This is a genomic window from Parashewanella sp. 2304DJ23-3 (genome assembly GCF_056591695.1).
Genome location: NZ_JBWQOH010000001.1, coordinates 42,941 through 61,264 on the forward strand (window position 1 = coordinate 42,941; position 18,324 = coordinate 61,264).

Below are 18,324 nucleotides of genomic sequence, written 5' to 3' on the forward strand. Positions count from 1 at the left end.
CGCTTGTTTATTTGGAAACGAAGTAACGACAGTTTTATATGTCGGTAATAACCAAACCGTACAAGCTCTGCCTTGCATAAAATAACCAATTTATCGCTGCAAAAATAATCACGAAAGATCAACAGACCCTAAAACTAAAGTAGCTTTCAATATCACGTTTTTGCAGTTAATTGTGCTACAGAGTACAATACGCCTGGGTCAAATAGGGGCAACGCTCCACATATAATATAAGAATATACCAATGAAATTAGAAGCAATTGATTATCTTGCAAAGGACGCAGCTCAGCAATTCGTTGAGTCTCTTCATCAAATCGGGTTTGGCGTGTTAAAAAACCACCCTATCGATCAAAATTTGGTTGAAGCTATTTATAAAGAGTGGCACGACTTCTTCAATTCAGAAGAAAAGCACAACTTTAAGTTCAACGCTGAAACTCAAGACGGTTTTTTTCCTGCTGAAATTTCTGAAACAGCGAAAGGCCACACGGTTAAAGACATTAAAGAATACTTTCATGTATACCCTTGGGGACAAATTCCTGAATCTCTTCGTGAGAATATTTTGAAGTATTATGAATCTGCCAATAAGTTTGCTGCTGAGCTTTTAGCCTGGATTGAAGAGCACTCACCGAAAGAAGTTGCCGAGTTATACACCGAAGCGCTATCTAACATGGTAAAAGAGAGCACTCAAAGTTTATTGCGTGTGCTGCATTACCCACCGATGACGGGTGACGAAGAAGCCGGTGCAATTCGTGCCGCAGCTCATGAAGATATCAACTTACTGACTGTTTTACCTGCTGCTAATGAGCCAGGTCTACAAGTTCAAGATAAAGATGGGTCATGGGTAGATGTACCGAGTGATTTCGGTAATATCATCATTAACATCGGAGATATGCTTCAAGAAGCTTCTGGTGGTTATTTCCCATCAACGTCACATCGTGTGATTAATCCTGAAGGTATGGATAAAACGAAGTCACGAATTTCACTGCCTTTGTTCCAACACCCTCGTCCTGAAGTCGTGTTATCAGACAAATATACTGCCCATGAATATTTAATGGAGCGCTTAAAAGAATTAGGTGTTATTTAATACACTTTTTTTAATGAGAAATCGCTCAATATTGAGCGATTTTTTTTTATGTAATTTAATTAGAATTGATTAGAATCTGTTTTAAAAAATAAATCAGACTATTATTCTGTAAAATGCAATGACTATAGTGTTTTCAGACTCTAGTTTTGAGATCTTCGTCGAAATAATACACAGTACTTAATGTTCAGATCTTTACAATTTTGAAACATTTCTGTTTGTCTATAGTCACTTTAACACTGACAGTTATCGCATTGATTTTATTAAACTTTTAATAAATCGCTGTTTCAAGTTCATTTTAAGTACAATGCAGTCCCAATGCGGGTTACAGAGCGTTTTAACGCACTGTTCCACAAGCTTATCCACAGGTTTAGTGGATAACTGCTTGCAGCTCAATGTCCACGGGATTTGAGGATAACAAACGCTTCTTCGTAGCCGTAAAACAAGTCGTAATAAAATTACAAAAGTGACGAAATATAGAATATGAAAGCAAGTAATTTTATCTTATTAAGACTTGATTTTTGAAAATTGTTATCTACCTATTATGAACACTACTTGAAATTTCTTAGTTCTATTCTAGAGTTTAGATGTTTAAATAACTACAAACAAAAGCATGGAGAGCTGTATGCCATATAAAATAGAGGATCGTCAGATAAATGTGTCATTCCCTGTTAAATCAATTTCTGTTCATAAAAATGCCATTGTCTACACTGACAAGTTAGGAAAAAACAAAGAAATATTCACTCAAAAAAGTGATGCATTGAATTTCATGAGGTGGTTGCTTAACAGCCACGTCTAGATCTGCTATTCAATATTATATTTTCTTTTATACCTCAACTGCATCGTCTCATTAGCTAATATCCCGCCTTGGTGTATATATAAAATCGAGGTGTTTGTTAATTTATGAAGATGATGCTTTAGAGTTATTAATCCAACTGGGTCATATAAGAGTTCAAACTCAACCCCGCACATGTTAGCTTCACACCAAGTATCAAATAACTTCTTATTAAGTTTGCCGAAATGGAACCTTTGAGGCGTACTTAAAATCTCAGGGTGTAGACGGCTATCATCAATAAGCAAATTAAACTGATGTTTTAGGTATGCATCATCGCCCACAACAGCGCAAGTCAGTACTTTAATGTCGTAACCTTTGGATGTAAAAAACTCTTGTAAGAATAAAGCCGTTGTTCCTGTTCCTGATGGTAGAAAGACTTTTATCGGCATTTGATTTGTTTCTAGTGCCCATTGTGCAATTTCTTCTGCTAACTGATGAACGCCGTACCTTGCTAGATCTGAACGTCCGCCTTCTGGTACCACTAAAACTTCAGCATTGTCAGCATATTCTTGCAATAACCATGCTTCTTTTTCTACGTCACCTTTAAGCTCAACAGGGAATACTTTAACATCAGCTCCTTGCCCTAACGCTGCTTTATAGTTGCCTATTGGGTTTATTTTTAAATGCTCAGGGATCCGGTCGACGTAGAAACGAAATGACCAACCTTTTAACTTTGCTAAAGAAGATAAGGAATATAAAGAATTCGCTTGGCATGAACCAAAACCAACGAGTTGCTTTACTGCAGGAAACTGATTGTCGAGCAATGACCTGAACTTTCTTGCTTTGTTGCCACTGAATTCAGGATGCAATAAATCATCTCTTTTAATGAAAAGGGAGCGTCCAAATAAATTGATTTTATCGACTGGGCTATTGGTCAGCTTCATTATATTTTAGCTAAAAAGACGATTCGAATATTGAGTGATTTTACCAGAGAACTCATTCAATTACTGAGTTAACTAATAAAATCACTGAGTTAAAAATTTTGGCATGTATTTCGCTATATTCTATATCAGTAGAGTATTACAAAAAACACAATTCATTGAAGACATTGGGAGATGAAATGGCTATATTTCGCATCATTTTTAATATTGCTTGGTTTATTATGGGTGGCTTTTTAATGGGACTGGCCTGGTGGTTAGTCGGCATCCTTTGCTTCATCAGTATTATCGGTATTCCTTTCGGTCGAGCGTGTTTTGTTATTGGCGAACTGTCTTTCTGGCCATTTGGTCAAGAACAAATGAATAGACGAGTTGCTCGTGGACGTGAAGATATTGGAACGGGTGCATTTGGTACGATTGGTAATATTATTTGGTTCTTATTATTTGGTATTTGGATGGCCATTGGCCACTTGGTTCATGCTGTAGCGTGTTTTATAACCATCATCGGCATTCCGTTTGGTATTGCTCACTTAAAGTTAGCGTTACTCAGCTTAGCGCCAATAGGCCAAACTATTGTTGCTAAGCCAGATTAATCGTATTTTTAATTAAAAATTATTTCTTTTGCATCACCGACTTCATATCAGGGACGATAGAAGTTGGATCTAATCTCATTTGGTACCAATTTAAACGCCAATCTAAGTGGGGGCCAGTAACTCGACCAGTCGCACCTATTTCAGCAATTGGCTCACCTTGTTTCACTTTCTGTCCTTGTTTCACATAAAGCTTGCTTAAGTGCAGCATACTTGAGCTAACACCAAATCCGTGATCAATAATTACGGTGCCCCCTGAATAAAACATATCGGGTACGGCCAAGGTAATTACGCCGTCAGCAGGAGAAACAATAGGTGTCCCTGTGATCCTTGCAACATCAACCCCATAATGTGGTCGACCAGGTTTACCGTTGTAGACTCTCTGACTGCCGTAAACACCTGAGATTCGACCAGTAACAGGCCAAATGAAATCAGCAAAAATGGCCATCTGTCGCGACTCAGTATTACGAGCCGCTCTTACTTGCTTACCATCTTTTTTCGCTCTTGCTACCGCTTTAGGGTCAGGCTTCATGATTTTCTTACTGATGCCATTTACCCGATCAATTTTATATTTTTTGGCGGTAACGTTTAAAGGCTTTATCTCCGTTAGACCATTGGGATAAATCACTTTTAACTCGTGTTCTGGCTTTGCTTCGCGCTCAAATCCAAAAACAAAGTCTCCTGACTTGGCTACCTGTAAAGGGTTACCATTTAACAACACTTGAGATTGAGGAGGAACATTACCTTTAATAAGACTGCCCTGCTCAAATTTACCCTGTAAATGAATTGAGTTGGCTAATGCAGAAAAGGAAAGGAAAAATGAAGCGAGAAAAAATGAAATGTATCGAGTCATGATTTGGCTTATTTATTTATAATAAACCAAATCATAACAGTGTTTTTACTGTTTACTCAACGAAAGTTAAGATTCAATATTAATTCCTAAACGCAATAGCACCTTTGCCTACGCCTTCAAATGCGACAACTTTATAACTTTTTTCAGGGCTCATGGTGTGCAGTGTTTCAGCCATAAAGTCAGCCAATAACTCAACAGTTGTATCATGAGGAATCATGTCAGTTACCGCTTTAGGTATGGCTAATTGAAATTCACCTTGGGGCGCAATATATCTGAAACCATAATGGCTTTCATCATTAACACCTTCAGCATCAATATCTAATCCAGAAATATCGACTTGATCCTCTTCACTACCAAGATAAATATCTTGCCAACGCTCTGCCCAATATTGGTTCCAGCGAAGTGATTCCTCACCATCTTCATAAATAGTAACTGGACTGCGGTGACCATGAGCAATACGCTGGCAATTACCATCATGTTTTTTAAGGCCATGACTGTAATGATAAAAAGGTGTGTCGAGCTTTTCGGTTCTTAACGTTAATTCAATTGCGTTCACGTTATCAGGTAAAACGATGCTCAATTTTTGTTTTAAAAAATCAATCACATTATCAAAAGCGATTTCAGTAGCTTCAATGAAAGTAAACGCTTCTTTAGGACAAATTAAATGCATGCTGCCTACTTCACTTTTGAAATCGACAATGGTCGTTTCATCAGTAAATTCAAAACGACTGGCAGCTGATAAACTCGGTACCAGCAAACGATGATCGACGATTTCGTCGATGGTATGTTTAATTGCTTTTTTTACTTTAGCGAAATCAAGAACCATACTTTGTTCGTCCAAACCACCGTCTAGAACAACATCAACAATCCAACTTTCACCTACCATTCCACGTTTTTCACACAAATAGGAAAAGTCGATCACAGTTAGATCTTTTACAAAAAGCAGCATTAAATCTCCTCGGCAGAAAAACAGTCCGCCAAAACTCATACCAAATCACGATATTTGGTATGGCTCCATCGGCTATGGCCAACGAGCTTTACAACAAATAGCCAACCATTATACTCAAACTTTAGCGAGCTGGCGAGGTTCACTCTTACATCCCTGACAAAATCTTTATTTGGCGCTTAAAACGTGACAAAGCGCACACTTGGGGCGGTTTTGAGGTATTATATGCATGATAAACATCAATAATTAATTAGGTATCCTATGAAGACTTTGATATGCAATGCCCAACTGGTCAATGAAGGACGCATTTCGACTCAAGATTTACTGATTGAAAACGGTCGTATTAGTAAAATCGACCGCCAAATTTCAGCACCAGCTGATGCAAAGGTTGTTGATGCTCAAGGAAACCATTTGATTCCGGGAATGATTGATGATCAAGTTCATTTCAGAGAGCCTGGTTTCCCAAATAAAGGCACCATTGCAAGTGAATCAAGAGCGGCAGTGGCAGGCGGTATTACTAGCTTTATGGAAATGCCAAATGTAAATCCACAAACGACAAACTTAGATGCACTTGAAGACAAATACACTCGTGCTTCACAAAGCTCTTTAGCTAACTTTAGCTTCTATTTAGGTGCAACCAACGACAACGTTGAAGAAATCAAGCGTTTAGATCCTAATCAAGCATGTGGCATCAAAATTTTCATGGGTGCATCAACCGGAAACATGCTGGTCGACAATGAATCTACTCTAAATGATATTTTTGCTAATGCCCCTACTCTTATTGCAACCCATTGCGAAAATACGCCAATGATCACCGCAATAGAAGAAGAGTATCGTGCTAAGTATGGTGACAATATCCCGATGAATCTGCATGGTGAAATTCGATCTCGTGAAGCATGTCTTGCGTCATCTCAATTAGCTACTTCTTTAGCCATCAAGCACAAAGCTCGCTTGCACGTATTGCACTTAACTACCGCTGATGAGTTGTACTTATTCCAAAAAAATAAACAACTTGCAGACTTAAAGGGTGCAAATATCACAGCTGAAGTTTGTGTTCACCACTTATTTTTCAATGATAAAGACTATGACAAGCTAGGCAGCTTAATTAAGTGTAATCCTGCTGTTAAGCGCGAGTCGGATCAATTGGCTCTGATTAAGGCAGTTCAAGACGATGTTATTGACATTATTGCGACTGACCATGCACCACACACTTGGGATGAGAAGCAAAACGAAAGTTATTTTAAAGCGCCGTCTGGCTTACCATTAGTTCAACATGCGCTTCCATCTGTGCTTGAACATTATCACAACGGTAACTTCTCACTTGAAAAGATTGTTCAAAAGACATCTCACGCCGTTGCAGAGCGTTATCAAGTTAAAGATCGTGGTTACTTACGCGAAGGTTATCATGCGGATTTGACATTAATTGACTTAAACAAGCCATTTGAAGTGACTAAAGAAAATATTCGCTATCATTGCGGTTGGTCAGCATTTACTGGCTACAACTTCCAATCGAGCATTATCGGCACTTGGGTAAACGGTAATCACATGTTCGATGGCGAACGCTTTATTAATAAGCAATTTGGTCAAAGACTTCAGTTTACACGTTAATATCTTATGAGCCCAAGTCATCCTTGGGCTCATATTTATCTAACCAAAGGTACAACTGAAAGCACTAAACAAAAGCCTTTGATTCACAAGTAGAATGTGTTGATACCCTCTATCTAACATGTCTCGTTTAGCCTGCTTTATGGCTTCGCTCTCTGCTCTCTCTCTGGTCTTTTTGGCATTAGAAACTAAAGAACGCTCAATCTTTGAACTTCTTTTAGGGTGAACGGAGCTCTCTCTAATATCTTCACTTATAACTTGTAACTCAACCTCAACTTCAGGTGAAGTATTTGACGTTGAAGAATTCAAAGCATTAAATTCAGTTGTATGTTCAGGCTTAAGCCTTTCGCTCTGAGTAGATTCAACAGTCGAATCTTCGGCCAAAAAATTTGAGCTATCTCCAAGGGTTTTACCTACATCTTGTAACTCTATCTCAGCTCTAGATGAAGTACTTGGCGTCGAAGCGGCGAGAAGATTAAGCTCTGCACCACGCCCTAACTTAGGCTGTTCGCTCTGAGCTAGTTCAATCACTGAACCGCCTCTCGAACGACTTTCGATCTCGGTATGATTTTCAGCTACAGTTTTTAATTCTACCTTAGTACTAGATGAAGCACTTGACGTTGAATCATTAAAACGAGAAAGTTCAATCTCTGATTCTGGCTCAGAACTTATACTGTCAACAAGCTCAACTTGTGAATCTTTATTTGAAAGATTTGGACGCTCTTCAGTAACTTCATCTTCGAATTCAAACTCTACTGCAGTTCCTTGTGAAGTGCTTCGTGTTGGAGAATTTAAATTATAGAATTTAACGCTAGATCTTGACTCTGGCTTTTCATTCTTTGCAAGCTCGTCAGCAATAGCGTCCATTGACATTTCTAGAAACGTCATTGCATCTTTTTTTGCTGTAGGTGATAAGTGACTGTTAGCCTCAAGAGCTTGAACTTCTGCTTTTAATTCGTAATATTTAGCAAAAAAATCTCTTCTTGACCCTTTGCAACATTCAGAGACATCGTAACTTTCATTATAGACTCGGTTATTTGCAATGTTTTTATCAAAGAAAGTTCTCTGCTCTTCCTGCATAGCTAACAAAGCCCTATTTGACACTTTTGAGACTGGCTCCTTAAAAATTTTATCTTCAGGTTCTACACTTTCCATACTTTTTGCAAGTTCAGAGTTTGGATCAATCCACACGATAAATTGTAACTGATCATTTTCACTAACAATCTTGTAATTTAATCCATTCTGAGCTTCAGCTGGAAGCGAAGCTTTAAGTGCATGGAAATCTGCAATTTTACTCGTGACATCACGAGCTAACGGACAATGAGGAGTGAGTACATTAACCGCTCTTTCTAAAGTTTTTTGACGTAAGCCACCAGTAAAAAGATTTATTAAGCGCTCAATAAAGGACATTGAGCCCCTCGCCTTTTTTAAATCTCCAGCTTTAACGAATTTCCATGTTCGAGGGCTCATCTTGCATTTTTCAAGCATGGAATCGATTCCATCTTGTTTTTTTAGGCCAAATTGTTCTCGTCCACATGGGTCGCCTGTCCCTGTAATATATTCACATGGTCTGTTTGATTGTAGTTTATGACTCGCTTCCATAAGTTCCCCTGAAATAAATACTTTCGGGCAATGGCTAACAGATTTCTAAAGTCTTTGAAGATTAAGAAAGGTGTAAGTCTAGTTTGAGTAGTTATATATTAGAGTCAAATGAGGGAGATTAAGTTCCATGAATTTTGGGTTAACAAATATTTAGAGTCTCAAATTACATATATTGGAGATATAAAAAAAGCGCTACATTAAAGTAGCGCTCATTGATGATATTTAAAACTAACTTAGAACGTATAACCAACCGATACCATATATACCCATGGGTTGATGTCTGTTTTGATTTTCACATCAGCATTCAAAGCTGTTGAATTAAACTTAACATCGGTGCCAATATCTGCATACCAAACAGAAGCATTAACCAACCACTTCTTATTTACTTGATAGTCTGCACCAACTTGAGCTGCAAAACCCCAAGAATTCTCGATACTTAGGTTATTCAGTCCTAACGGTGCTGCCGTATCATTCTTTGTGAAGTGATTATCAAAGAAGTTTGTAAAGTTCACACCAGCGCCAATGTATGGGCGAAATTTAGAATTCGAATTACCAAAGTAATACTGCGCAACTAAGGTTGGTGGTAAATGCTTAGTTTCAGCAATTTTACCAACGCCTTTTAGCGAAACGTCGTGAGAGAATGGAGTGGCAGCAAGTAGTTCAACACCAAAATTGTCCGTTACCATGTAACCAAAGTTCAAACCAAGCTGAGTATTGTTACTCACACTGAACTCACCTAGGCCAGCTACATCTTGACTTGATTCATTTGGTGCAACAGTTGCAATACCAGCTCGTACAATAATGTCACCTGCTTGATGTGCCTGAGCTGCAAAACCTGCAGATAGAAGTGCTGCTGCAACTAGACCTTTAGCGAAACGTTTGTTCATCATTTAACTCCATATTCATTAAAATGAATTAGTATATTTTTAACTTCCATCACATTTAGGCGCTAATTTGCCAGACTCATCGGCATGTAATATTGATCCAAGTCAAATGCTTGATTTAGCATTATTAAGAACCATCATTTACATGATTTAGATCATGTTTTTAGAGTCAAAAAGACAAATATAGGATTGAATTGACAACAAAAAGGTTGGATTGAACGGGTTAAATGGTTTAATTCAAAATGTTCAATTTGGGGTATATACTCAGCCATCCTTTTTGCTCACATCTTTCATTAAATAATGTGCGAGGACGTTTAGGGTTATGAGTAAGGCTAAGTGAAAATAAACTTGCCAGTCCAAAAGGCGAATTGACTTGTAGTTCACCATTCAACAATCTTACCGCTATGGCCGTTTCAAGTTCGGGCCAAAAAGTCATTGAATGAGAACTGGATGTATAAGGAGCATCACCATTTCGAATATGCATTAAAGATTGATTTTTTACTGACCAAGGTAAGTTTGGTTGTAAATATGTTAATTTAGATTGTAGAGCCAGGTCAAAACTGGTGTCTTCACCTTCTGAAAAGTGAATTACATCAATATCATTTAGCGCATTTGAGTCATAACCGTGTAATTTATCCCAAATTAAGTTTCTTACAAAGCCAGCCGCAACCCAGAAATCATCAAGTTTAAATTCATCAGCAACAGTCTCTACTATTTTGAGTACTTGCATTCTTTTTCTATCTTCTAAGAGCCAAGAGAATAATTGCTGCCGATGGTTTTCAATCAAACTAAGCTGCCTTCTTCCTTTTTCACACTTTCAATGATATTGACTACTTGCTGCTGTTTTTGGCTACAAAACGATATGATATCTTGTTTGCTCAAAGGCTTAGAAATGTAATAACCTTGAATGGCGTCACATCCTAGTTCTTGTAAGAAGCTGAGTTGTTCTCTATTTTCAACACCTTCCGCAACAATTTTCATTCCCATGCTGGTCGCCATTGAGTGGATAGCCTGAACGAGTTCAATCGCATCTTTTTTATCTGGAATATCACCAATAAAAGAACGATCAATTTTAAGTGTATCAAATGAAAAACGTCTCAGGTAATTTAGCGATGAATAACCTGTTCCAAAGTCATCTACCGCTAACCGTACGCCCATTTGATGAAGCGTATCAAAAATTCGCTCGTTCTCTTCTGTATGCTCAATAAGGGCGGATTCAGTAAGTTCTAGCTCTAACACTGATGCAGGTAACTGATGTAATGTCAGTGCGAGTTTCACATCTTCAATAATGACATCATTACGAAGCTGACGGCTTGATACATTTACCGAAACGTATTCAGGGCCATTTTCAATTTTTTGCCATTTTTTTACTTGATGGCAAGCCTGATCTAACAACCATTCACCAAACGTACTTATCAATCCTAAGGATTCTGCCAAGGGAATAAACTGTTCTGGCGAAACATTACCTAGGCGATCGTTTTGCCATCTCATTAATGCCTCTGCTGCGATAACGCGTCCAGTATCACCATCAATGATAGGTTGATAAACAATATAAAGTTCATCACGTTTAAGCGCTTGTCGAAGTTCGTTTTCCATAACTAGGCGCTGCTGAATGTCATGACTCATTTTGTTTGAGTAGAAACATAATGCGTTACGGCCATTAACTTTACTCTCATACATAGCAGCATCTGCATTTTTCGTTAGCGTTTCGTAATCATTACCGTCTTGTGGGAAACAAGCCAAACCAATACTGCAACCAACCACAACTTCGTAGTGTTGTATGAGAACAGGGCGAGAGCAAAGATCAATTACTTCGTGAGCGATTTGTTCTGCATTTTTTACTGAATCTGGAGCAGTGAGAATGATGACAAATTCATCACCACCGAGTCGTCCAATAGTATCGTACTCAGAAATAACACCACGAATACGTTTTGCAATTTGCTTAAGTAATTTATCACCTGCATTATGCCCAAAGCTGTCATTCACTTTTTTGAAATCATCTAAATCCAGCAGCATTAATACCACTTCGCCTTGATTTTGCTTGGCGATATTAATTGCACTCGTTAATCGCTCGAATGCCATTCCGCGATTAGGCAGACCAGTAAGTTCATCAAAGTTAGCTTTCTTATAGAGTTGATCTTGATACGTTCTTTGTTGAGTTAAGTCCGTTACCGAAGTAATTAATGCTTTTCCTTCGGCATAATCCACCATTTTAGAGGACAGAGAGCCCCACACAAACCTACCACTGTCTGTTTTAATTTTCAGTTCGAAGCCATCTACTCTTTGCTTGTGAAGCATAAGATCAATAAAGAGCTTTCTATCATCTGGATTTGCATAAAAGTCGCGAATATTTTTCCCCACGACAGCCTCACCCAAAGAGGATAAGAGTTCTTCCGCCCTAAGGTTTGCATAGAGTATCTTTCCAGATTCTGGCTGGGTAATAACTACGGCAATAGGCGCTGAGTGAGCAATTGAATGAAAATGCTGTTGTGATTCAAGAAGAGATTTTCCCGTCTGCCACACACGTGCACTTTCTTTAAACTGCAACCAAAAACTGAATACAATTCCACTGATGAATAATAGAATAACAAGCAAGATAAGCTGCATACCATTACTGAAATGAGATTGCTTTACAGAAAATTTAAGCCATAAGCTCTGATTAAGATAAGGGAAAGGCACACTGTGCGCCAAACGCATTGAATGCTCAATATCACTCAGCGTATAGATTGGTTTTCGTCTTTCATTTAAAAAGCTAATGTTATATCTGGAGCTTAGATTAGAAAGAATTATTTCTTCCGCTAAATTAGGAATCGAATAAACAGCTCCTAGAGTGCCTAAAAATTTATCATCTCGATAAACAGGTACATAAAATTCAAACGCTGGCTTACCTTGAATCACTACAAAAGGCTTAGTAAATACTGTCGTTTTAAGCTCTTTGGCTAAACGGGAAGCTCTTTCTGGCTCAGCTAATGACAACTTCAACCCAATAACTTGCTTATTTCGTTCATAGGGTGCCGTATTGCGAATAAAAAAAGATTCATCAGCAAACGTAATATTAATAAGCCCAGGATGATCTTTCACATATCGAGTGGCCTTTTGTTCAAATGAACTGATCGACAGTGTTCCTGAGCCAAGCTCTTCTGCTAAGATTTCTAGATAATCTCGATTTGCATTAATTTGGCTACCAATCTCATTTACAACAACTTCGAGATTTGATGTTAACTCTTGAGAGTCTTGCTGTTTATTTTGAGCCTGAATAAAGTAAAAAAATGCAATACAAGCCAACAAAATGGCAATTGTCGCGATTGCAGGCGTAATAAACGTAGGCCGAGTTTGTTTTAATTTACTACCAACAACACCACTGATTAACCCCTTAGAACCTGCTAATTCATTCTCTTGCTCTCGATAAGAACGTTCAGCAAGATAGACGTGTTGATAGAACGAATAAAGGGCACCTAAAATTAGTAAAATTAATGCTGCTAGAAAAATCCCAAACAGATTCGCTTGCCACTCAATTCCTCTTTCTGTATTTCTTGGTTGAGCAGCGATTTCCCAATATCCGGAAGGTAGCTTTATTTTTCGAATTAATGAACTCGTTTCGAAGATGGTCGGATCACCAAAAAAAACATGCCCATTGTCGCTTCTAAATGCAAAATCAAACTCTGAACTTGGTCCAATTACACCTGCATTTTCCAATGTCGAAACGATATCCAGAACAACGGAAACTACGCCCCACACTTTATCATCTTGAAATACTGGTAATCGAGCAACTAACCCCAAACCACCTTGAACCAACTCATAGGGCTGAGAGTGCGTTACGATATTTTCTGTAATCGCAAGATCAACGGCATCATAAATAAAAGGAGTACTCGGATCTTTTAAATTATGTCCTATTGCTGACTCATTGCTGGTAATAGGATAAACCTGATTAACAACAAAGTTAGGTGCTATAGTAAACGCCCTTAATCCTTCGTTTGCATGATAAAGTGCTGACATAAAACTATCGATATGCAGTCGGCTCGATTCACTATACGTAGGATCACTATGCAATTCACTTTCAACAAAGTGCGCAAGACTAGAAACTAACTTTAGACGTTGATTAATGACAGCACTGAGTTTTGCTTGATATTCATTAACAGAGTATTCGGTAGAATTGTAATAGCGCTCAAATAAATAATTTCGATACCACTGATCGGCATAAAACCAAACTAAACCAGCTACGAAAAGTACAAGAAAAATAACAAAGCGCTTAATAGATAACATAAAAGTTAATTTGCTCTCAGAATAATTTTTTATAACAACAAACTAACGTTCAACCTTTCCTTTATGCGCACTTTTCGTTTACGCAATATTTTTAGAATCCTTTCATAAATAAGGCAAATTCAGTCAGTAATTAAATGTTCAAACATGTATTGCTCGCAACGTACGGCATTATATATCACAAGCCTAAGAATTAAAGATAAGAATCCATCACATTATTCACAAAATGATAATAAATACTGATTATTTAGAGCAGGTGATTTACAAATATACAGATAAGAGATGGAGAGGAAGATTTTCCTCTCCTTGAGAGTTATTTTACCATCTTCATAATGACTTCTACGGTGTTTTTTCCGTTGTTAATCACTGGATATCTATCGTACGTCTGGAATAGCACTTTATTGCCATTTTTAATTAACGCAACAACACCGTAATTAACATCATCTTTTATACTTTCAGCCGGAAGAATAAACTTAAACGGTACGGGAGTTACTGCAACATTAAAGTTCTTTTGTGCGATGATCGCACCTGGTGTGTCAAGATCGATAACCGCTATAGTAATTGTACTTCCCATTGGCAGTGCTATTTTTTCTCGATAACCAGCAGCACCACTCACTTCTACAGGTTTTGGTGGTTCAACTGTTACACATGCAGTAAGAAATAAAGCACAACACATTAAAAAAAACTTTTTCATAATCTTATTTTTTAGTCGACATTCTAAATAACCCTTCTTGGGTTGCCGAAGCGACTAACTCTCCTTTGGTATTATAAAATTCACCTCTAACGAAACCACGTCCATTACCTGCGCTAGGGCTTTCGATACTAAATAGTAACCACTCATTTAAATCAAATGGTCTATGAAACCACATTGAATGGTCTATGGTTGCAAACTTTGTCCCTGGCGTTAGAAAAGAAACGCCATGAGGCTGAGCAGCGGTAAGCAAAAAATTAAAATCTGATGCATAAGCCAATAAATAACGATGTGCTTTAGGGTCACCAGGCATCTCGCCATTCGCTCTTAACCAAATATATCTTTTAGCATCAGTAGGTTCAGGCTTTAAAGGGTTTTGAGGATTAACATAACGCATTTCAATTGGAGATTCTGCCGTCCATTTTTTATACGTTGACTCAGGTAGTACATCTACAAGCGTTTTTGCTAACTCAGTTTGATTGAGTAACCCTTCAGGGCCTTCGACTTTTGGCATTTCATTCTGATGTTCAAAGCCATCTTCTAACCCCTGAAATGAGCACGTCATATAGAAAATCGGCTTACCATTTTGGATTGCTTTTACCCTGCGAGCACTAAAGCTACCACCATCTCGCATGTTTTCGACATCATAAATGATAGGAAGTTTCTGATCCCCAGCTCTTAAAAAATAACTATGAAAAGAATGAACTGTTCTCCCTTCGGGAACCGTCTGCTTGGCAGAATTCAACGCTTGTCCTAAAACTTGGCCACCAAATAAATGCCCAAAACCTAGATCCTGACTTTGTGCTCTAAAAAAACCTTCTTCCAGTTTTTCTAAAGATAAGATTGATAATAAATTTGTTAATGCTTTTGACATAAACCAATAAAGTTAAAGGTAAGTGCTAATATCTTGAACCAAATAACCATTAATCGCAATGATCATTAACGTTACAATCTTAAAGGGAAACAGTACAATAACGCACATTTTAAATTAACCAGTTGTTTCAATGAATCCTTGGATCATCGCCATTCGCCCTAAAACCCTTGCCGCTTCATTCAGTCCCGTTTTAGTTGGAAATGCTTTAGCTTTCCATTCAAGTGAATATAGCTGGCTCATCGCCATCAGTAGTTTGATTTGTGCACTTTGTTTACAAATTACAGTAAATTTTGCGAATGATTACTTCGACCATAAACATCAAATTGATACTAACGAACGTTTGGGTCCAATACGAGCATGCCAGTCAGGGCTTATCTCACCCACAAAAATGAAATTCGGCATTGTAGCCTCAATATCACTAGCAATTATTTCGGGCTTAATATTAGTCGCACATAGTGATATGTGGATTTTGATTTTAGGGCTAATATCGATAATTTGTGCGCTGCTCTACAGTGGAGGAAAATACCCTCTGGCTAACTTTGCTTTAGGGGAAGTAACTGTTTTCGTGTTTTTTGGGCCTATAGCTGTAGTGGGGAGTTACTATTTACACACTCAAGACACGTCATTGCAATCTTGGGTCATGGGGGTAATCTTTGGATTGTTAAATGCTGCCATTATGTTCACCAATAATACTCGAGATATTAAAACTGACATTAAAGCAGGAAAACATACTCTCGCCGTTAAACTGACCAAAGAAATGTGTTCTCCAATGTTCCGAGCAATGACACTTGGTGCTTTTGCATTACTCTTTTTTAGCTATTTCTTAGGGTTATGGGAAGGATTACCCGTTCTCTTTACAGGCATTTGGGTCTTTTATGCCCAAATCATCAGCAAGCGTTTCGAAAATGCATCTGGTAAAGAATTTAACAATATTCTAGAATCCACCAGCAAGCTCACTCTGCTTACAAGCTTATGTTTTAGTTTAAGTTATTTATATCAACATTTGAGCTAACTCTCTCGATTAAATTAGTTAAGCCTTCTTCAAATAAAATGCCTGCTCTAAAAGGAATAAAAATATGGATATTGAAATTAAACACGAGGAAGATGAAACTCTTTTTTCGAATCTTGTCGAAGGTGTACGCGCATACAACTTTCAAAAGCTCGGCACAGAGAAATCGAGTCCTCTTTCCGTCACCTTAAAGAATAACGAAGGCAAAATCGTTGCAGGAGTTTCAGGAAGAACGATTTATAAACAGTTTCTTGTTGAAGTACTTTGGGCTGATGAATCTCATCGTGGCAAAGGGTTTGGTCGTAAAGTAATGGAACAAGCAGAAGTTGAGGCAATAAAAAGAGGCTGCATTACAGCTCAGGTCGATACGTTATCAATTCAAGCACCTGCGTTTTACCAAAAGTTAGGTTTTGAAGTTATCGGTAAAGTCCCTGGTGTAACAGAAGATCATGACCGATATTTTCTAATGAAAACTTATGTCTAATAAACTCTTATAGTTAACAGAAGCTTCTTGATGAATATCAATAAGCTTCATTCTTTGTTTTATCCTCAAGTTTTGCTTCTTTAGCCTGTGCTATTTTTTTACTTAAGGAAAACTTACTTAAGATTGCTAGAATACTTACCAAGATATTTCTCGCCAAAGAAGGAGCAACCGGTTGTTCAAGAATTGTTCTTTTCGAGATATAAGGTTTAGCTCCAACCCCATTAAGACGATAAAAATTACTTAAGTGGCTACCAAACCACAATTTATACGCCAATCGCAGGTTTAAATACCACTTTATATGTGGCTGGCATCCTATACATTGAGCCAAAGAGCGCATAAATTGATGGTAATTAACTAACCCAGAGAGCCTTATATTCCTATAAAACAACCGCTCTTCATACTCTTTATCGAGTGATATTAATTTTCGTAGTTGCTTAACCTTTGGCAGTTCCAAGTTGCCAACTAATAATTGAGCTAAGTACCTAGCTTGCATCTCAGAACACGCTGGAACACCTCCTTGAGAAGGCCTTACCCACCCGATGAAGGCTAAAGAAGAGCCCACATCAGGGCAAATCATATGCTTATATAAATCTCTTACATTTTTCACATCTAATATTGAATTTAGAAAAGAGAAGTCTTCACTGTATCCAGTATTAAGCACAATAACATCTGCCTGAAAGTAATCACCATTTTCTAGGAGGATCCCCTCTTCATCCAATTGCTTAATAGGAGAAATAATATGCCTTAATTTCCCCTCTACAATGCTATCGATAAAATTATCATTTTTCGTCAAAAACCGATTAAACATTGAGGCGCAACTCAGTGTATATTGGTGAAGGTAACGTTCTTTCTCGGCAATATTCTTATTAAACCTCAAATTCCACATTGCTTTGAGCTTCATAAATAAACTTGAAAAATCTGCACCTAGTTGGTCGAAAGATTGTGAAGCATATGCATCATTTGTTTGTTGACGAATCCAACGTGGAATAACTGATGGAGTATCACGAGTAAGCAGCACTGTATCCTTAGCAAACTGAGAAATTTCATGAGCAATATCAACGCCTGACTCACCGCCACCAATACAGACTACTGAAGCACCTTTGTAATCTTCTGCGGTATTATATTCGCTGGTATGTATAATTTTACCTTTAAATTTGGCTTCATTTGGTAACTTAACTTTATTTGGAACCCTGTTGGTACCAGTGCATACCACCACATAGTCAAAAAAGCGTTCCAATATTCGCCCTTTTTCATCCTCGAACATAACCCTATAGCCCAACTCCAACTTATCAACACTGTTCACTGTGATACCAAATTGAATATGGTCATATAACGAAAACTCTCGTATATAGCTCTCTAAATATCTTTCGTATTCGTAAGATGTCCAATATCGCCGCCCCTCAGAGAGAGCAATAGGATGTGCAGAAAAAGCAATGAAGTAATTAGAAACCGTTAACATTAACGATTCGTAAGTGGTGCCCGAATCATTCCGTTTCGATAAGCCACCTCCGAAATAGTGACTTTTTTCAAAACAAGTCACATCAATGCCAACTTCTTTTAACTCTTTAATCGAACATAATCCGGAGAGACCAGCCCCAATAACACACGCCTTTTTCATTATGAAATCCTTCGAAAATACAACCTTGCGTAAAGAGAAGTATATGAAAGAATTTTCTGAGCTGCTTTTTACACCGTTAACAGTAATGAGGAAGATGTGGAGTTCAAGTCTTCAACA

Annotated in this window: 16 protein-coding genes; 6 read left to right on the forward strand and 10 right to left on the reverse strand. The window is 37.9% G+C overall.

Annotated features, from left to right (window positions below):
- The first annotated feature begins 241 nt into the window (after nucleotides 1-241).
- Nucleotides 242-1,081: an isopenicillin N synthase family dioxygenase gene (locus AC1EU2_RS00215; protein ID WP_480295983.1), complete on the forward strand. Its 840-nt coding sequence runs from the start codon at nucleotides 242-244 to the stop codon at nucleotides 1,079-1,081.
- Nucleotides 1,082-1,703: 622 nt separating this feature from the next.
- Entirely contained in the window at nucleotides 1,704-1,877 is a 174-nt protein-coding gene (locus tag AC1EU2_RS00220) for a hypothetical protein (protein ID WP_480295984.1), read from the forward strand.
- A 5-nt stretch (nucleotides 1,878-1,882) separates the two neighbouring features.
- Here the strand turns inward: AC1EU2_RS00220 and AC1EU2_RS00225 are convergent, their stop codons facing one another.
- Nucleotides 1,883-2,797: a 1-aminocyclopropane-1-carboxylate deaminase/D-cysteine desulfhydrase gene (locus AC1EU2_RS00225; RefSeq protein ID WP_480295985.1), complete on the reverse strand. Its 915-nt coding sequence runs from the start codon at nucleotides 2,795-2,797 to the stop codon at nucleotides 1,883-1,885.
- Nucleotides 2,798-2,973: 176 nt separating this feature from the next.
- Between AC1EU2_RS00225 and AC1EU2_RS00230 the strand changes: the two genes are divergently transcribed.
- Entirely contained in the window at nucleotides 2,974-3,384 is a 411-nt protein-coding gene (locus tag AC1EU2_RS00230; protein WP_480295986.1) for a YccF domain-containing protein, read from the forward strand.
- 19 nt (nucleotides 3,385-3,403) lie between these two features.
- Here the strand turns inward: AC1EU2_RS00230 and AC1EU2_RS00235 are convergent, their stop codons facing one another.
- Together AC1EU2_RS00235 and AC1EU2_RS00240 are read right to left on the reverse strand one after the other, a co-directional pair.
- On the reverse strand, nucleotides 3,404-4,234 hold the full coding sequence (locus AC1EU2_RS00235; RefSeq protein ID WP_480295987.1) for a M23 family metallopeptidase: 831 nt from the start codon (nucleotides 4,232-4,234) through the stop codon (nucleotides 3,404-3,406).
- A gap of 79 nt (nucleotides 4,235-4,313) precedes the next feature.
- Nucleotides 4,314-5,183: a 6-carboxytetrahydropterin synthase gene (locus AC1EU2_RS00240; RefSeq protein ID WP_480295988.1), complete on the reverse strand. Its 870-nt coding sequence runs from the start codon at nucleotides 5,181-5,183 to the stop codon at nucleotides 4,314-4,316.
- A 258-nt stretch (nucleotides 5,184-5,441) separates the two neighbouring features.
- On the opposite strand from AC1EU2_RS00240, the gene AC1EU2_RS00245 reads away from it, so the two are divergent.
- Nucleotides 5,442-6,788: a dihydroorotase gene (locus AC1EU2_RS00245; RefSeq protein WP_480295989.1), complete on the forward strand. Its 1,347-nt coding sequence runs from the start codon at nucleotides 5,442-5,444 to the stop codon at nucleotides 6,786-6,788.
- A gap of 39 nt (nucleotides 6,789-6,827) precedes the next feature.
- On the opposite strand, the gene AC1EU2_RS00250 is transcribed toward AC1EU2_RS00245, so the two are convergent.
- From AC1EU2_RS00250 to tesB, 6 genes are all read right to left on the reverse strand, one after another.
- Entirely contained in the window at nucleotides 6,828-8,387 is a 1,560-nt protein-coding gene (locus AC1EU2_RS00250) for a hypothetical protein (RefSeq protein ID WP_480295990.1), read from the reverse strand.
- A gap of 233 nt (nucleotides 8,388-8,620) precedes the next feature.
- Nucleotides 8,621-9,277: an outer membrane protein OmpW gene (gene ompW, locus AC1EU2_RS00255; protein ID WP_480295991.1), complete on the reverse strand. Its 657-nt coding sequence runs from the start codon at nucleotides 9,275-9,277 to the stop codon at nucleotides 8,621-8,623.
- A 226-nt stretch (nucleotides 9,278-9,503) separates the two neighbouring features.
- The gene (locus AC1EU2_RS00260; RefSeq protein WP_480295992.1) at nucleotides 9,504-10,001 is read right to left on the reverse strand and encodes a nucleotidyltransferase family protein; all 498 of its coding nucleotides are present in this window, start codon (nucleotides 9,999-10,001) and stop codon (nucleotides 9,504-9,506) included.
- Between the two features lie 53 nt (nucleotides 10,002-10,054).
- Nucleotides 10,055-13,534, reverse strand: a complete 3,480-nt coding sequence (locus AC1EU2_RS00265; protein WP_480295993.1) for an EAL domain-containing protein — start codon at nucleotides 13,532-13,534, stop codon at nucleotides 10,055-10,057.
- A gap of 310 nt (nucleotides 13,535-13,844) precedes the next feature.
- Complete coding sequence (locus tag AC1EU2_RS00270; RefSeq protein ID WP_480295994.1) at nucleotides 13,845-14,225, reverse strand: YbaY family lipoprotein; 381 nt, start codon at nucleotides 14,223-14,225, stop codon at nucleotides 13,845-13,847.
- Nucleotides 14,226-14,229: 4 nt separating this feature from the next.
- On the reverse strand, nucleotides 14,230-15,096 hold the full coding sequence (tesB, locus tag AC1EU2_RS00275) for an acyl-CoA thioesterase II (protein ID WP_480295995.1): 867 nt from the start codon (nucleotides 15,094-15,096) through the stop codon (nucleotides 14,230-14,232).
- A gap of 130 nt (nucleotides 15,097-15,226) precedes the next feature.
- On the opposite strand from tesB, the gene AC1EU2_RS00280 reads away from it, so the two are divergent.
- Both AC1EU2_RS00280 and AC1EU2_RS00285 read left to right on the forward strand, forming a co-directional pair.
- A complete protein-coding gene (locus tag AC1EU2_RS00280) occupies nucleotides 15,227-16,108 on the forward strand; it encodes a 1,4-dihydroxy-2-naphthoate polyprenyltransferase (RefSeq protein ID WP_480295996.1) in 882 nt (293 codons plus the stop codon).
- A gap of 64 nt (nucleotides 16,109-16,172) precedes the next feature.
- A complete protein-coding gene (locus AC1EU2_RS00285) occupies nucleotides 16,173-16,589 on the forward strand; it encodes a GNAT family N-acetyltransferase (RefSeq protein WP_480295997.1) in 417 nt (138 codons plus the stop codon).
- Nucleotides 16,590-16,626: 37 nt separating this feature from the next.
- Here AC1EU2_RS00285 and AC1EU2_RS00290 read toward each other — a convergent pair whose 3' ends face one another.
- On the reverse strand, nucleotides 16,627-18,207 hold the full coding sequence (locus AC1EU2_RS00290) for a flavin-containing monooxygenase (protein ID WP_480295998.1): 1,581 nt from the start codon (nucleotides 18,205-18,207) through the stop codon (nucleotides 16,627-16,629).
- Nucleotides 18,208-18,324: the final 117 nt, after the last annotated feature.

Coding starts and splice junctions, on each gene's coding strand:
- AC1EU2_RS00270 (WP_480295994.1), bottom strand. CDS start 14,225: ATGAAAAAGTTTTTTTTAATGTGTTGTGCTTTATTTCTTACTGCATGT.
- AC1EU2_RS00245 (WP_480295989.1), top strand. CDS start 5,442: ATGAAGACTTTGATATGCAATGCCCAACTGGTCAATGAAGGACGCATT.
- AC1EU2_RS00235 (WP_480295987.1), bottom strand. CDS start 4,234: ATGACTCGATACATTTCATTTTTTCTCGCTTCATTTTTCCTTTCCTTT.
- AC1EU2_RS00260 (WP_480295992.1), bottom strand. CDS start 10,001: ATGCAAGTACTCAAAATAGTAGAGACTGTTGCTGATGAATTTAAACTT.
- AC1EU2_RS00290 (WP_480295998.1), bottom strand. CDS start 18,207: ATGAAAAAGGCGTGTGTTATTGGGGCTGGTCTCTCCGGATTATGTTCG.
- AC1EU2_RS00225 (WP_480295985.1), bottom strand. CDS start 2,797: ATGAAGCTGACCAATAGCCCAGTCGATAAAATCAATTTATTTGGACGC.
- ompW (WP_480295991.1), bottom strand. CDS start 9,277: ATGATGAACAAACGTTTCGCTAAAGGTCTAGTTGCAGCAGCACTTCTA.
- tesB (WP_480295995.1), bottom strand. CDS start 15,096: ATGTCAAAAGCATTAACAAATTTATTATCAATCTTATCTTTAGAAAAA.
- AC1EU2_RS00220 (WP_480295984.1), top strand. CDS start 1,704: ATGCCATATAAAATAGAGGATCGTCAGATAAATGTGTCATTCCCTGTT.
- AC1EU2_RS00280 (WP_480295996.1), top strand. CDS start 15,227: ATGAATCCTTGGATCATCGCCATTCGCCCTAAAACCCTTGCCGCTTCA.
- AC1EU2_RS00215 (WP_480295983.1), top strand. CDS start 242: ATGAAATTAGAAGCAATTGATTATCTTGCAAAGGACGCAGCTCAGCAA.
- AC1EU2_RS00240 (WP_480295988.1), bottom strand. CDS start 5,183: ATGCTGCTTTTTGTAAAAGATCTAACTGTGATCGACTTTTCCTATTTG.
- AC1EU2_RS00230 (WP_480295986.1), top strand. CDS start 2,974: ATGGCTATATTTCGCATCATTTTTAATATTGCTTGGTTTATTATGGGT.
- AC1EU2_RS00285 (WP_480295997.1), top strand. CDS start 16,173: ATGGATATTGAAATTAAACACGAGGAAGATGAAACTCTTTTTTCGAAT.
- AC1EU2_RS00250 (WP_480295990.1), bottom strand. CDS start 8,387: ATGGAAGCGAGTCATAAACTACAATCAAACAGACCATGTGAATATATT.
- AC1EU2_RS00265 (WP_480295993.1), bottom strand. CDS start 13,534: ATGTTATCTATTAAGCGCTTTGTTATTTTTCTTGTACTTTTCGTAGCT.